Source organism: Sagittula sp. SSi028 (assembly GCF_048553715.1).
Classification (GTDB): Bacteria; Pseudomonadota; Alphaproteobacteria; order Rhodobacterales; family Rhodobacteraceae; genus Sagittula.
Genome location: NZ_JBLZNC010000002.1, coordinates 266,115 through 279,413, shown reverse-complemented (window position 1 = coordinate 279,413; position 13,299 = coordinate 266,115). Strand labels below are relative to the sequence as shown.

The 13,299-nt window shown below is 63.5% G+C and carries 12 protein-coding genes; 6 read left to right on the top strand and 6 right to left on the bottom strand.

All coding sequences use genetic code 11. From position 1 onward, the window contains the following. Window positions 1-35: 35 nt before the first annotated feature. The 6 genes from ACN5AZ_RS04845 (at window position 36) to ACN5AZ_RS04820 (ending at window position 5,660) form a co-directional block, all read left to right on the top strand. A complete protein-coding gene (locus tag ACN5AZ_RS04845; protein WP_419427734.1) occupies window positions 36-1,199 on the top strand; it encodes a M20 aminoacylase family protein in 1,164 nt (387 codons plus the stop codon). 76 nt (window positions 1,200-1,275) lie between these two features. Next, the gene (gene speB / locus ACN5AZ_RS04840) at window positions 1,276-2,235 is read left to right on the top strand and encodes an agmatinase (RefSeq protein ID WP_419427733.1); all 960 of its coding nucleotides are present in this window, start codon (window positions 1,276-1,278) and stop codon (window positions 2,233-2,235) included. Between the two features lie 95 nt (window positions 2,236-2,330). Beyond that, window positions 2,331-2,744 carry a DUF1499 domain-containing protein gene (locus ACN5AZ_RS04835; protein ID WP_419427732.1) on the top strand — a complete coding sequence of 138 codons (414 nt, stop codon included), beginning with the start codon at window positions 2,331-2,333 and terminating at the stop codon, window positions 2,742-2,744. Window positions 2,745-2,788: 44 nt separating this feature from the next. Next, the gene (gene prfA / locus ACN5AZ_RS04830; protein WP_419427731.1) at window positions 2,789-3,838 is read left to right on the top strand and encodes a peptide chain release factor 1; all 1,050 of its coding nucleotides are present in this window, start codon (window positions 2,789-2,791) and stop codon (window positions 3,836-3,838) included. Continuing rightward, window positions 3,835-4,686: a peptide chain release factor N(5)-glutamine methyltransferase gene (prmC, locus tag ACN5AZ_RS04825; protein ID WP_419427730.1), complete on the top strand. Its 852-nt coding sequence runs from the start codon at window positions 3,835-3,837 to the stop codon at window positions 4,684-4,686. Before prfA ends, prmC begins: the two co-directional genes overlap by 4 nt. A 200-nt stretch (window positions 4,687-4,886) precedes the next feature. After that, entirely contained in the window at window positions 4,887-5,660 is a 774-nt protein-coding gene (locus ACN5AZ_RS04820) for a DUF4167 domain-containing protein (RefSeq protein ID WP_419427729.1), read from the top strand. A 53-nt stretch (window positions 5,661-5,713) separates the two neighbouring features. Here ACN5AZ_RS04820 and rsmA read toward each other — a convergent pair whose 3' ends face one another. The 6 genes from rsmA to lptF are packed head-to-tail and all read right to left on the bottom strand — an operon-like array spanning window position 5,714 to window position 13,284. Then, a complete protein-coding gene (gene rsmA, locus ACN5AZ_RS04815; RefSeq protein WP_419427728.1) occupies window positions 5,714-6,553 on the bottom strand; it encodes a 16S rRNA (adenine(1518)-N(6)/adenine(1519)-N(6))-dimethyltransferase RsmA in 840 nt (279 codons plus the stop codon). A 30-nt stretch (window positions 6,554-6,583) separates the two neighbouring features. Then, on the bottom strand, window positions 6,584-7,612 hold the full coding sequence (pdxA, locus tag ACN5AZ_RS04810; protein ID WP_419427727.1) for a 4-hydroxythreonine-4-phosphate dehydrogenase PdxA: 1,029 nt from the start codon (window positions 7,610-7,612) through the stop codon (window positions 6,584-6,586). Next, a complete protein-coding gene (locus tag ACN5AZ_RS04805) occupies window positions 7,609-8,841 on the bottom strand; it encodes a peptidylprolyl isomerase (RefSeq protein WP_419427726.1) in 1,233 nt (410 codons plus the stop codon). Before ACN5AZ_RS04805 ends, pdxA begins: the two co-directional genes overlap by 4 nt. After that, the gene (locus ACN5AZ_RS04800) at window positions 8,832-11,024 is read right to left on the bottom strand and encodes an LPS-assembly protein LptD (RefSeq protein WP_419427725.1); all 2,193 of its coding nucleotides are present in this window, start codon (window positions 11,022-11,024) and stop codon (window positions 8,832-8,834) included. The genes ACN5AZ_RS04805 and ACN5AZ_RS04800 overlap by 10 nt, the downstream gene beginning before the upstream one ends. Next, window positions 11,024-12,118 (bottom strand): LPS export ABC transporter permease LptG, encoded by a 1,095-nt coding sequence (gene lptG, locus ACN5AZ_RS04795; protein ID WP_419427724.1) that lies wholly within the window; start codon window positions 12,116-12,118, stop codon window positions 11,024-11,026. The genes ACN5AZ_RS04800 and lptG overlap by 1 nt, the downstream gene beginning before the upstream one ends. Continuing rightward, window positions 12,115-13,284 (bottom strand): LPS export ABC transporter permease LptF, encoded by a 1,170-nt coding sequence (lptF, locus tag ACN5AZ_RS04790; RefSeq protein ID WP_419427723.1) that lies wholly within the window; start codon window positions 13,282-13,284, stop codon window positions 12,115-12,117. The genes lptG and lptF overlap by 4 nt, the downstream gene beginning before the upstream one ends. Window positions 13,285-13,299: the final 15 nt, after the last annotated feature.

Here is a 13,299-nt window from a genome sequence, read left to right as displayed (position 1 = left end):
GGCATGGTGCGCGCAAAGACCACCGGGAGATTTCCATGCCTATCGTAAATTCCATCGCCGCCTCTGCCGAAGAGATGAAAACCTGGCGCCGCCATCTGCATCAGCATCCCGAACTGGGGCTGGATTGCTTTAAGACCGCGGCCTTTGTTGTTGAAAGGTTGAAGGAATTTGGCGTCACTGAAATCCACGAAGGCATCGCCCGCAGCGGGGTTGTGGCGATCATCGAAGGCCGCGCGCCGGGGCGGACCATTGGTTTGCGGGCGGACATGGATGCGCTGCCGATGGAGGATCTGTCGGGCACGGAGCATGCCTCTACCGTGCCGGGCATGGCGCACACCTGCGGGCATGACGGGCACACCACCATGCTGCTGGGTGCGGCCAAATATCTGGCGGAGACGCGCAATTTCGCAGGCCGTGTGGCGCTGCTGTTTCAACCGGCGGAGGAAAACGAGGGCGGTGGTCGCATCATGGTCGAGGAGGGTGTGATGGACCGGTTCGACATCGCCGAGGTCTACGGCATCCACAATATGCCCGGTGGCGAAGTGGGCTCATTGGTAACCAATCACGGGGCGCTGTTGGCGGGGGTCGATGAATTTACCGTGACGCTGACGGGCAAGGGGGGGCACGCCGCCGAGCCGCAGGAAACCGTCGATCCGGTGGTGGCAGCCGCCAGTCTGACGATGGCGTTGCAGACCATTCTGGGCCGCAATCTGGCCGCTCTGGACCGGGTGGTTGTGTCGGTGACCCAGATCCACACCGGCAGCGCCATGAACATCGTGCCCGAAACGGCGGTTCTGAATGGCACGGTGCGCTACTACGACAAGGACGCGCAGACCGTGGTCAAGGCGCGCATGGCCGAGCTGGCAGAGTTTCAGGCCCGCAGCTTTGGCTGTACCGCCGAGCTCGACTATGAAGAGGGCTACCCGCCCACGATCAATCACCCCGAGCAGGCCGCCTTTGCCGCCAGGGTCGCGCGCGAGGTCGTCGGCGCGGACAAGGTGGACGACGACACGCCGCCGATCATGCCGGGGGAGGATTTCTCCTACATGTTGCAAGCGCGGCCCGGGGCCTATCTGTTTCTGGGGCAGGGGGAGACCGCTGTGTGTCACCACCCCGAATATGATTTCAACGACGATATCGCGCCGGTGGGGGCATCGTTCTTTGCGCGTCTGATCGAAACAGCCTTGCCGGTCGACTGATCGGATCGGTGGGGCGGGCTTGACCATCACCGCCCCGTCGTGTGACGGCAGAGATAGATATCAGGGAGGGCTCGGGATGAGTCTCGAAGAAGCAAAACGCCAGATCGACCACGCTTTCACGCGCGAGGACCTCAAAGGTCCGTCGTTTGAAAACGTCTTTGCCGGGGCACCCTCGTTTTTGCGCCGCAAGTACACCAAGGACCTGCGCGGTGTGGATATTGCGGTGACGGGTCTGCCCTTTGATCAGGCGGTCACCAACCGCCCCGGCACCCGGCTTGGCCCGCGCGCGATCCGCGAGGCATCGCTGCTGCAGACAATGGACAAACCCTATGGCTGGGACTTTGACGTGATGAGCGCCTTTGCCATCGCGGATTACGGCGATATGGCCTTTGACTATGCCATGCCGTCCGAAGTACCCGCCCGCATCGAGGCGCATATCGAGGGGATTTTAGACCAAGGCGCGGCCTGCATTGCGCTGGGTGGCGACCATTCGGTGACGCTGGGGGCGTTGCGCGCCCATGCCAAACGGTACGGCCCGCTCAGCGTGATCCAGTTCGACGCGCATACCGACACTTGGGCCGATGATGACGCGGCGCGCGTGGATCACGGGACCTTTCTGTATACTGCCGCGAAAGAGGGGATTGTCGTGCCGGAACGGTCCGTCCAGATCGGCATCCGCACCGACAACCCCGACACATTGGGCTTCAACATCATCGACGCGCGCGAGGTGCAGGCGATCGGCTCCGAGGCGGTGGCGCAAAAGGCGCGTGACATCGTTGGGGCGCATCCCTGTTATCTGACCTTCGACATCGATTGTCTGGACCCGGCCTATGCGCCCGGCACCGGCACGCCGGTCTGGGGCGGGATGACCAGCCATCAGGCGGCGGTGGCGCTGCGTGCGCTGGCGGGCATCGATCTGAAAGGTGGCGATGTGGTCGAGGTCTCCCCCCCGTTTGACACGGCCGGCATCACGGCGGTCGCCGGGGCCCATGTGGCGACAGAACTGTTGAGCCTGTGGGGCTACACCCGGCTGTAAGGGGCAGATCGGCATAGTTCTGCCGCAATGCGGTGGCAGGGCTTCACAGTGGCGCGCGAACAGGGCAAACGCGGCGCTGCAAGAAGGAGCGGGGCATGCGCAAGATGTTTTATCTGTTGATCCTCATCATCGTGGGTGGGCTGGCATGGATCAGGCTGGCCCCGTCCAAGCCCGAAGTCTGGCACGTGGACCCGCAGGTCACCGCCGATCAGGATCTGACCGGCGGGGTGCGCCGCCGTGTCGCCGCAGAGAGCGGTGATTTCCAGCGTCTGCACGGGATCATCCTGTCCACCCCGCGCACCGAACTGGTGGCCGGTGGGGTCGAAGACGGCATGGCCACCTATGTCACCCGTTCGCAGCTGATGGGCTTTCCCGATTACACAACGGTCAAGCAGGGTGACGGCGTGTTGGAAATCCACGCCCGTCTGCGCTTTGGCGTGTCTGACACTGGCGTGAACCAGAAACGCGTCGATGGCTGGCTGGAGGAGCTGCGCGCAGGCGGTGCCTGAGCGTGGTATCTTGACCTGAGGGCCAGTCTGGGCGATGGGACGCCATGATCCCGACTGACCGACTGCAACAGATCAAGGCGCGTCTCGAATTTGTCGAGGCGCAGATGTCCACAGGCGAGGGCGACATTGTCGCCTTGGGCCGTGAACATGCGGAATTGTCGCCCGTTGTGCGGCAAATCACCGAATATGAACGGCTGGTCGCCGACATCGCCGAGGCAGAGGCCATGCTGGCCGACCCGGAGATGAAAGCACTGGCCGAGGAAGAACTGCCAGAGCTGCGCGCCGCCTTGCCAGAGGCCGAGCGCGCGGTGCAGTTGTCCTTGCTGCCGCGCGACGCGGCGGATGCCCGTCCGGCGATGTTGGAAATCCGGCCCGGCACCGGCGGAGACGAGGCCGCGCTGTTTGCCGGTGATCTGGCGCGGATGTACCAGCGTCACGCCGAGGCGCAGGGCTGGCGCTGGGAGGTCATCGAGGAACAGCTGTCCGAACTGGGCGGCATCCGCGAACTGGTGGTGCGCATCGCGGGCGAGGGGGTCTTTGCCCGTCTGAAATACGAATCCGGTGTGCACCGTGTTCAGCGCGTGCCTGAAACCGAATCCGGCGGGCGTATTCACACCTCGGCGGCCACCGTTGCGGTTCTGCCAGAGGCGGAAGAGGTCGACATTGCCATTGCCGCAAATGACATCCGGATCGACACCATGCGGTCGTCAGGCGCCGGTGGCCAGCACGTGAACACGACCGACTCGGCTGTGCGCATCACCCATATTCCCACGGGCCTTGTGGTCACCTCCTCCGAGAAATCCCAGCACCGCAACCGCGAGATTGCCATGCAGGTGCTGCGGGCGCGGCTGTTTGATCTTCAGCGGTCAAAGGCGGATGCGGAACGCTCGGCCGACCGTAAGGCGCAGGTGGGATCGGGCGACCGGTCGGAACGCATCCGGACCTATAACTTTCCCCAAGGGCGTATGACCGATCACCGCATCGGGCTGACGCTCTACCGGCTGGATGCCATCATGGGCGGCGATCTGGACGAGATCATCGACGCGCTGATTTCCGAACAGCAGGCAGCACAGCTTGCGGACATGCAATCATGAGAGCCTCCGAGGTTCTGGCGCAGGCCACCCGCCGCCTGACAGACGCAGGCGTGCCCGATGCCGGGCGGGATGCCCGCAGGCTTATGGCGCATGTGCTGGACGTGGCTGCGGGGCGGCTGACCCTGTTTCTGCCTGAACCGATGGATGCCGACCGTCAGGCGGCGTTTGAGGCGCTGATCGACCAGCGTGCAGACCGGATGCCGGTGTCGCATCTGGTGGGGCGGCGCGCGTTTTACGGGCGCGAATTTGTGGTCACGCCACAGGTGCTGGACCCGCGCCCCGAAACCGAAACCCTGATCGAGGTGGCGCTGTCGGCGCCATTCGGCACCGTGCTGGACCTTGGCACCGGATCGGGCTGTATCTTGCTGACGCTTCTGGCGGAACGTGTCGATGCGGTGGGCTACGGCTGCGACCTGAGCACAGAGGCTTTGCAGGTGGCGGAGCGCAACAGGGCCGCATTGGGGTTGGACGGGCACGCAGAACTGCGCGCAGGGCGCTGGTTCGACGCACTGGGCGGCGTGGATGATCGTTTCGACCTGATCGTCTCCAACCCGCCCTATATCGCCATTAACGAAATGCCGTTTCTGTCGCCCGAGGTACGCCATCACGAGCCGCGTCTGGCGCTGACGGACGAGGCGGACGGGCTGAGCGCCTATGCGGCCATCCTCGCAGGCTATGACCGTTGGTTGGCACGTTCCGGACGTTTGGTGGTCGAGATCGGCGCAAGTCAGGGGGGCGCCGTGTCGCGGATGTTTGAACAGGCGGGTTTGACCGGCGTGCGGGTGATTCCCGATCTGGACGGGCGGGACCGTGTCGTGGTGGGTACAAAACGCTCTGACGTGCGGTGATATCTGCTAATTTATGAACAAATGGCCATTTCCCCTTGTGCGGGGGCATTTCATATGTTTATTCGACCTCAGTTGGCTGTTGAGAGGCACCTGCCGCTCCCGCTGACGAATTGCCCAAATGCCGGTGACTGAATTCGTCTGGCGCAGATTGCGCCGTATCGTCACCAAGCCGTAAATCTCAGGCTGGAACAGAAAAACCTATGCGCTCTTCCAAATCCCGCTCGCGGAGCAAGAACAATCGCAACCGCAACAACAATTCGTTGGGCAATATCGTTAACCGGGTTTTCGATTCCAGTGGCCCCGAAGGCAAGGTGCGCGGCACCCCGCAGCAGATTATCGACAAGTACAACCAGCTTGCCCGCGATGCGAGCCTGTCGAATGACCGCGTGAACATGGAGAACTTTCAACAGCACGCAGAACATTACATGCGCATGCTGTCGGAAGCCCAGAAAGAACAGGACCTGCGCCGCGAACAGCAGGAGCGCGAGAACCGCGAACGCCAAGCCCAGCGTGACCGCGAGCGTGCCCAGCAGCGCGACAACAACAACGACAGTGGCGAACAGCCCTCTCATCAGGGGCATGACCACCAGAAATCGCAGCCGCGTCACGACAACAAGCCCCGCCACAACGAGGCAGAGCCGCAGGCTGACGACGCGGTCGCCAAGGCGCAGGACGAGGATTCCGGTCTGGTCGATACGCCCGAAAGCCGCGCGGAGCAGATGAGCCCGGCACAGCTTGCCCGCGAGGCAGAAGCCCGCGAAGAGGCGCCGCAGCCCGAACAGGCCGCCGAGACGCCCGAGGAAAAGCCGAAAAAGCCGCGCGCCCCGCGCAAACCGTCGACCAAATCCACAACGGCCAAGTCGACGACCGCGAAATCGACGACCTCCACACGCAAGAAAACCACGACCAAAAAGGCCGAAGCGCCCGCTGCCGAGAGCGCTGAAACCGACACGACACCGGACGCCGCTGAATAATCAGCCGACGCGATACAGATAAGAAAAGCCCCGCCAGATTGGCGGGGCATTTTTTATGTCTCGAAGGTGCGGGCGAGGGCGCAGAAGGCCTCTAGCCCGACTTGCTCGGCGCGCTCGGTCGGGGGGATGCCAACGGCGTTCAGCCGCTCCTCTATATCCGGGGCGAGCCCTTTGAGCGACGAGCGCAGCATCTTGCGCCGCTGGTTGAAGGCGGTCGCCACCACGCGTTCCAACAGTTTGTGCTGCGCGGGAAAGCGCGGTTCGGGCAGGGCGGTCAGATGCACCACGGCAGAGCTGACCTTGGGCGGCGGGGTAAAGGCGCCGGGCGGCAGGGTCAAAGCGATGCGGGCATCACAGCGCCACTGTGACAGGATCGCAAGCCGCCCGTAGGCCTTACTGCCCGGTTGGGCAACAATGCGTTCTGCGACTTCTTTCTGGAACATCAATGTCAGCGAGGACCAGAAGGGCGGCCAGTCCGATGGCGTCAGCCAACGGGTCAGCAATTCGGTGCCGACGTTGTAGGGCAGGTTGGCGCAGATCGCGATGGGCGGCGTCAGATGGGCCAGCGGGTCGATTTCCAGCGCGTCGCCTTCAATCACCTCCAGACGGCCGGGGCAGGCCTGTCCGATCTCGGCCAGCGCAGGCAGGCAGCGGCTGTCTTTTTCGATGGCCAGCACGCGGCGCGCGCCTTCGGACAAGAGCCCTCGGGTCAAACCGCCGGGTCCGGGGCCGACCTCCAGGACGTCCATCCCCGACAGATCGCCGGGGATGCGGGCGATCCGTGCGGTCAGGTTCAGATCAAGCAGGAAGTTCTGCCCCAGCGCCTTGCGCGCGGACAGTTGGTGTGTCGCGATCACATCGCGCAGGGGGGGCAGATCGTCAATTTGGCTCATGCCCTGCCTTCGCCCATCCCCCGCGTGTGGTCAAGAGCGCCCGAGGCGTGCGGCCATGCGCAACGCCGCCAGTGTAGAGGATGGATTGGCCAATCCCGCCCCCGCGATGTCGAACGCCGTGCCATGGTCGGGCGAGGTGCGCACAAAGGGCAGGCCCAGCGTCACATTCACACCTTCGTCGAAATCCAGCGTCTTGATCGGGATCAGCGCCTGATCATGGTACATGCACACAGCGGCGTCATAGCCCGCGCGGGCGCGGGCATGAAACATCGTGTCAGCGGGCAGGGGACCGGTCAGGTTCAGCCCCTCGTCGCGCAGCCGTTTGATCACCGGCGCGATCAGCGCGTGGTCTTCATGGCCCATGCGCCCGCCTTCGCCCGCGTGGGGGTTCAGACCCGACACCGCGATCACAGGATCAGAGATGCCGAACTGCGCGACCAGTGCGTCATGGGTGATGCGAATGCGCCGCTCCAGCAACTCGGCGGTCAGGGCCTGCGGCACCTCAGACAACGGGATGTGAATGGTGGCGGGCACGACCCGCAGCCGGTCAGAGGCCAGCATCATCACCACCTCGTCGACGCCGCCAAGATGGGCGAGGAATTCCGTATGACCGGGGTAGGCGAAATCCGCCCCCTCGGCCAAGGCCTGTTTGTGGATCGGCAGCGTACACAGGGCCGATGCCTGCCCCGATTGGGTGAGCGAGACGCCGACCTCGATGGCGCGGACAACGCCTGCGGCATGGGCGGGTTGCGGTGTGCCGGGCACCCGTGGCCCCGGCATCGGCAAAGACAGCACCGGCAGCGCACGGTGGCACAGCTCCAGCGCCTCTGCCGGATCGGTGATCAACGCGTGCGGCACGGTTTGCGGCAGATGCGACGGCTCGCCGATCCAGAACAGCGGCAGATCACCGCGAAGTTCCGCCCAAGCGGCTTCGATCAGCTCCGGGCCAATGCCCGCCGGTTCGCCACAACTGACCGCAATCGGGGCAGCCGAGGCCCCGTCGCGCGGTGCCTGCGCGATTTGGGGATCAAGCTGCGTCTGTGCGGTCGTATCGGTCATTTGCGGATGATCGTCGCGTCAGAGCGCAGCTGCGACAGATAGCTTTCGGCAAGGTTGGCGACCCGCTGCTGGCGCAGGTTATTCAGTACCTGCTCGCGGTTGGGCGCCTCGTCGCCAATGGCTTGGCTACGGCCACAAAGCATTAACAGCACAAGCGTTTCCCCGTTCGACCGCGTCAGGGCAGTCGAGGTCTCGCCGGGGTCGAGTTTGGACAGCTCATAGGCGATGTCGGTCGGGATTTCCGAGGGCGCAAGGCTGCCGCGTTCGAGAACCTCGGCGGGCTGTCCCTTGGCCACACCATACAGATCGTCGCAGCGGTCGAGACGGCTGGCGATGCTTTCGGCCTTGGCCAGCGTCTCCGGCGTGCGGCCCCCCGCCATGTAATAGGCGGCATACTCAATCGCTGCGGGCGGCGCCGCCTGATAGTCGGTCTCCTCAATCGCGCGCAGCTGGAACAGGGCCACGGCCCCTTGCAGCGGAATGGGGTCGGTCACCTCGCCGGGGCGCAGACCCAACAGGATGGGCTGCAACGCGGGCGGCAATTCCGACAGATTGCGCCATGGCAGCTGTCCGCCCGCACCACGCGATGCGGTGGCCGAATACTGACGCGCCTGCGCCGAGAAGGCCGAGACGCTGCTGAGTTCAGAGATCCGTTCCGCACGGGCCTGAACACTGGCCTCCTGTCCCGGCGGGGTGGGCATGATCAACTCCGAGATCAGCACACGCACGTTCGAGCCACCTGCCTGACCGGACAGCGCGCGGTCGACCTCGGCGTCGGTGACATTGGCCTGCGCGGCAAAGCGGGCGCGCACCAACATGCGCCAGCTCAGACCGGCGCGGACAAAATCGCGGAACGTCTGTTCATCCACGCCTTGTTGCGCCAGCGCGCCGATAAATTGTTCGCGGCTGAGCGAGGCGCGCGCGGCGAATTCTTCCATACCGTCCAGCACTTCTTGCTCCGACGGGCGGATGCCCGCGTCCTTGGAGGCCTGCAGGCGCAGCCGGTCGTCGATCAGCTGCTCGCGCGCCAGAGTGTCGAGATTGCCCGCCGAGCGCAGCACCTGAAGCATCTGTTTGCGCTGCGCCAGCTCGTAGCCGGTGATGACCTCGTCATTGACGATGATCGCCGGTGAAAACAGCCCCTGTGCTGTCGCGGGCAAAGGCATCAACGTGGCGCAACCGATGGCAGCGGCCATGGCCAAGGACGAAAGCGTTAGTTTCAGCGACATGTGCGACGGTACTCCTGTGCGCTGCCATCGATGCCAAAGCCTATCAGCTCGACGGTCAGTTCAAAATCGGTGGATGGTTCCAGATTGGTGGATGAGGCGAATTCTCGCGTCGCGTCCAGTTCCACCTGAATGCATTCGTTGCGGTATTGCAGCCCCAGCGCTACCTCGTCAAGGCGACGGTCGGCAAGGTCATAGCTGACCTCGGTCGAGGCCTTCCATTCCGGCAGGATCTGGTATTGCCCGTCAAAGGTCCATTCCGCGATGGTGTCGTCGCGGTATTCGTCCTCGTCCTCGACCAACAGCAGATAGGACGCGCCCAGATCCATGCGACTGTTGGACCAGCCGGCGCGGGCCTCTGCCTTGGAGAAACGTGCGTCCTCGTCCATTAGGCCACGGGCCGAGATGGTGATGCCAAGCGGGTTTGCAAAACGTGCGGCAATCAGCACATCGCTGAAACTGCTATCGAGACCGGAAGAGCGCGTGAAATCCTCGTCCGTATCGGCCTGCCACAACTGGCCAAGCGTCAATGCGCTGGACCAGCCTGCAGGGGCCTGATGGACCCAACGCACCCCTGCGGCCACCGACACGCCGCGTTCGCGGCGGTCTGCGGCGGTAAAGCGCGAGATCGACAAAAGGTTGGCCTCGTCGAATTCGACGCGCGTGCTTTCTTCGTTGGCGTTCTCGCCGCGTTCGCCGCCGGTCCAGCTGGCCTGCATGACCGGCTCGAACAGGGTGCGGCCGCCATTCGCGCCAATCCGTTGGAAGGGATAGCGTAGCTCGACCGCGGCGGCGGGGGTCACTTCGGTGATCTGATGCGGGACGGCGGCGTCCTCTTCGGTCACGTAATGGTCAAAGAACAGATAGGTTGACGCACCGGCGCGCAGCCCGCCGGGCAGGGTCCAGCGGTTCTGCCAGCTGCCTTCGATGTTAAAGCGCACGGTGTCGCGGCCATCGACCTCGTTGTCATCATCATCGCTGTCCACATCCAGCGTGGATTCCCGTTCCAGCCCGACCAACTCGCCACTCAGGCGGAATTCCCCTGGCACCCGGTCAAAGAAAAAGCGCCGGTCCGTGTAGACGCCGGCGGTCAGGCCCGGCTGGGTTGCATTGCTTTCATAAGAGCGCAGGGTCTCGTAGCTGATCAGGCTGAAGGACAGGCGGCGGTCGTCGCGTACCCGCTGAATAGACAGGTTGCTGGCAAGCCGTTCGGCGGATGAATAATCGTAATCGTTCAGATAGGCGTCATCGGAGACAGACCACAGCCCGAAGGACAGCGTGAAATCGCGCGGCAACGAGAAATTCCCCGAGGCATAGGCATAGCTGCGCAGGCCTTCCTCGCGGAAGTCGTTGCCTGACACGGCGCCCGTCACCGTGATGTTGCCGTTCCTAAAAGCGCGCCGGTAGGTCAATTCAAGCGTGCGCGACTCCGTGGTCAGATGCGGGGTCAGCGTCACGTCCTGACTGTCGCCAATCGGGATGAAGTAAGGCAGCCGCACGCCTGTCCCCCAAAGAGAAGAGCTGGTGATGGACGGAAACAGAAACCCGCGCGCGCGATCCAGCGTCGGGTCGGGCATGCGCATGCGAGGCATCCAGAACACGGGCACGTTCAGAACGCGGAATTGCGGGTTGTGGAAATACAGTTGCCGCTCTTCTTGGTCATGGATGACGCGGGTGGCGCGGATCTGCCACAGCGGGGTCTCGTCAGGGCCGCACACCTGACAGGAGGTCACGGCGGTGCGGCTCAGCTGCGTATAGCGACCGTCGACCCGGTTCGCCTCGACCGCGGCCAGTTGCAGGTGCTGGTCGATGACCATGCGCGCACCTTTCATCAACCCGTTGCGGAATCCTTCGTCAAGTTCGGCGGCGTCGGCAAGGATCAGGATGCCCTCATCGGGGTCAAGGATACGGATCGGCCCGTCGATGGTCAGCAGATTGCCCGCGCGGTCATAGACAATGCGCGAGGCGCTGAGCTTGTAGTTGCCTTGCAGCGCCTCGACGTTGCCTGTGGCGACCAGCCGCTCTTGTCCTTCAACAGTGACGTTGTCGGCGATCAGCAGGGCGGCATCTGTGCTGCTGGCGGCTTGGCTGTCTTGCGCACGCAGATCACCAATAGGCGCCGCACCCAGTATGGCAGCCAGTGCAAACGCGGCCAAAGGAAAGGGTTTGCGGGGCGATGCGCGCATCAGCCATCCTCCATATGCAGCACAAGCCCCAAGGCGAGCAAAACCGATGCCACAGGCGGCACCCATGCAGCGACAAGGGCGGGCAATTGTCCATTCTCGCCCATGATTTGAGCAAAGCTTCGCACGTAATACAGACCAAAGCCAAGAAGCACAGCCGACAAAACCGCAAGACCTGTGCGCGCCATGCGCGCAGGTTGCATGGTAAAGGCCGCGCCAACCAGCACCATGGCGGTCAGAAACAGCGGGCGCGCCAGTTCCATATGCATCCAGACCACATGTCTGCGCGCGGAAAAGCCCGCCTCGTCGAGCCCCGAAATAAAGCTAGGCAGCTGCCAGATCGGTACGGCGGAGGGGCGTCCGAAACGGTCGAGAATGCTGTCACGTGTCAGGTTCGAGGGCAGGCGGAAGCTGTCCAACCGGCGCACTCCCTGTTCGGGATTGATGCCGGGTGACAAGGGCCATGAGATCACATCGCTAAGCGCCCAAGCGCCATCGCTGAGCGTCGCGTTTGCGGCATGCATGCGTTGGAACGGGCCGCCATCCTCCGCAAAACGGATGATCGAGACGTCGAAAAGCTCGGTGCCATCAGGGTTTGCACGGCTCGCCCGGATGGCGGATTGTCCGGCCTCGCCACCTTGGCGCAGCCAAAGCCCCTCGGCCCCGATCGACAGCGCGGAGGTGTTGCCGGAATAGAAGGTCTCTCGTAGGTCGGCGTAGCGTTTCGAGGTGGCCGCCACGATGGGGTTCATGACGCCAACGATCATCAACCCCATCACGAAGGCCACCATCACCGGGGAGGACAGCGCGGACAGGCCCGAGCGGCCCGCGGCCCGCGTGGCCACCATTTCCGACGAGCGCGCCAGCCCGAGAAACATGGACACGGCGGCAAGGATCATCACCAGCGGCAGAACCTCGTACAGACCTTCGGGAAGCTTCAGCGCGACCAATGTCAGGACTTCTGTAAAGGTCAGCGCATCGCCAGCGCGCCGCATCTCGTCAATCAGATCGAGCAGCATCTGGAACAGACCAAAGACGGCTGTGATGCCCAGAAACAGCATCAGGAAGCGGCGGGCGAAATACAGATGCAGCTTCATGCGGACACCTCTGCCTGTGGGCCGCGTTTGGGGCGGAAAGGTCGTGCGGAGTGCCACAAAAGGCCGATCGCAAACAGCGCGCCCGTCGCTGTCGGCGCGTAGATCAGCGGCCAGAGTGCGCCATTGTCCTTGACCGCAGGGGCGGTGCCGCTTTCAACCATCTTGACGATGACCAACAGAAAAATCGCAAAGACGATCTGTTTCGTCACGCCGAAGCGGGAGAACCCGCCAACCATCAGCGCGGCGTATCCAATCAGCGCCGCCACGATACACAGCAGTGGTGCATGAAGGCGCGTGTGCGCCTCTTCAAGAACCTCGCCCCGCGTGTCGCCGTTGATCAACTTGATCGCCGCCGGATCAAGAAGCAGGTCCAGCGTGGGGATCGCATCGGATTTCTGGGCGCGCGGCCCGTCCGTGGCAATAATGTTGGTGAGATCATAGGTGAAATTGTCAAAAACCGTCGTCGACAGGCGCTGCTCCTGCAGGTCCATAATCTGGGCGAGGCCGGAGAGCATGACCATCTTTGCGCCGTCGTCCTCGCGCAACAGATAGGCGCGTTCTGCCGTATAGGTGGTTTCGCGGCCTTCCTGACGGCGGTCCGCCAGCAGGACGTCCCGCAGCTCGCCCTCGGGGGTGATTTCACGGATGTAGAAGGTCACGCCACGGGTGGGATGCAGAAACGTCCCCTCGCGCAACAAAGCCGCCGAGATCGAGCCGGAAAGCTCGGATTCGCGGTCGCGCAGCTTTTGCACCGCCTGCGGCACCAGCACATTGGTCAGAATGGCCATCATAACGGCGATGAAAATGCCGAAGATCAGATAGGGGCGGGCCAGCCGCCAGGGCGAATAGCCGGTGGCCTGCACCACTGTCAGCTCGGAATCGCCCGACAGGCGGTTCGTGACATAGACGGCGGCCGCAAAGACCGACATCGGCAGGACCAGCGCAATCACCGCAGGCAAGGAAAGCGCGGTGAATTCCAGCACCACCATTGCGGTATGGCCATCAGCAATCAGCCTGTCGAACAGGATAACCGCGCGATTGACCCAGTAGACCGACACCAGCACCAAGGCGAAGAAGCCGAACAACATCATAAGCTGCGACAGCACGTATCTGTCGAATCTCTGCAAGTCGGTCGTCCCCCCCGGGTCAGTGGTGCGCGCCAACATAGGACAATCCCACAG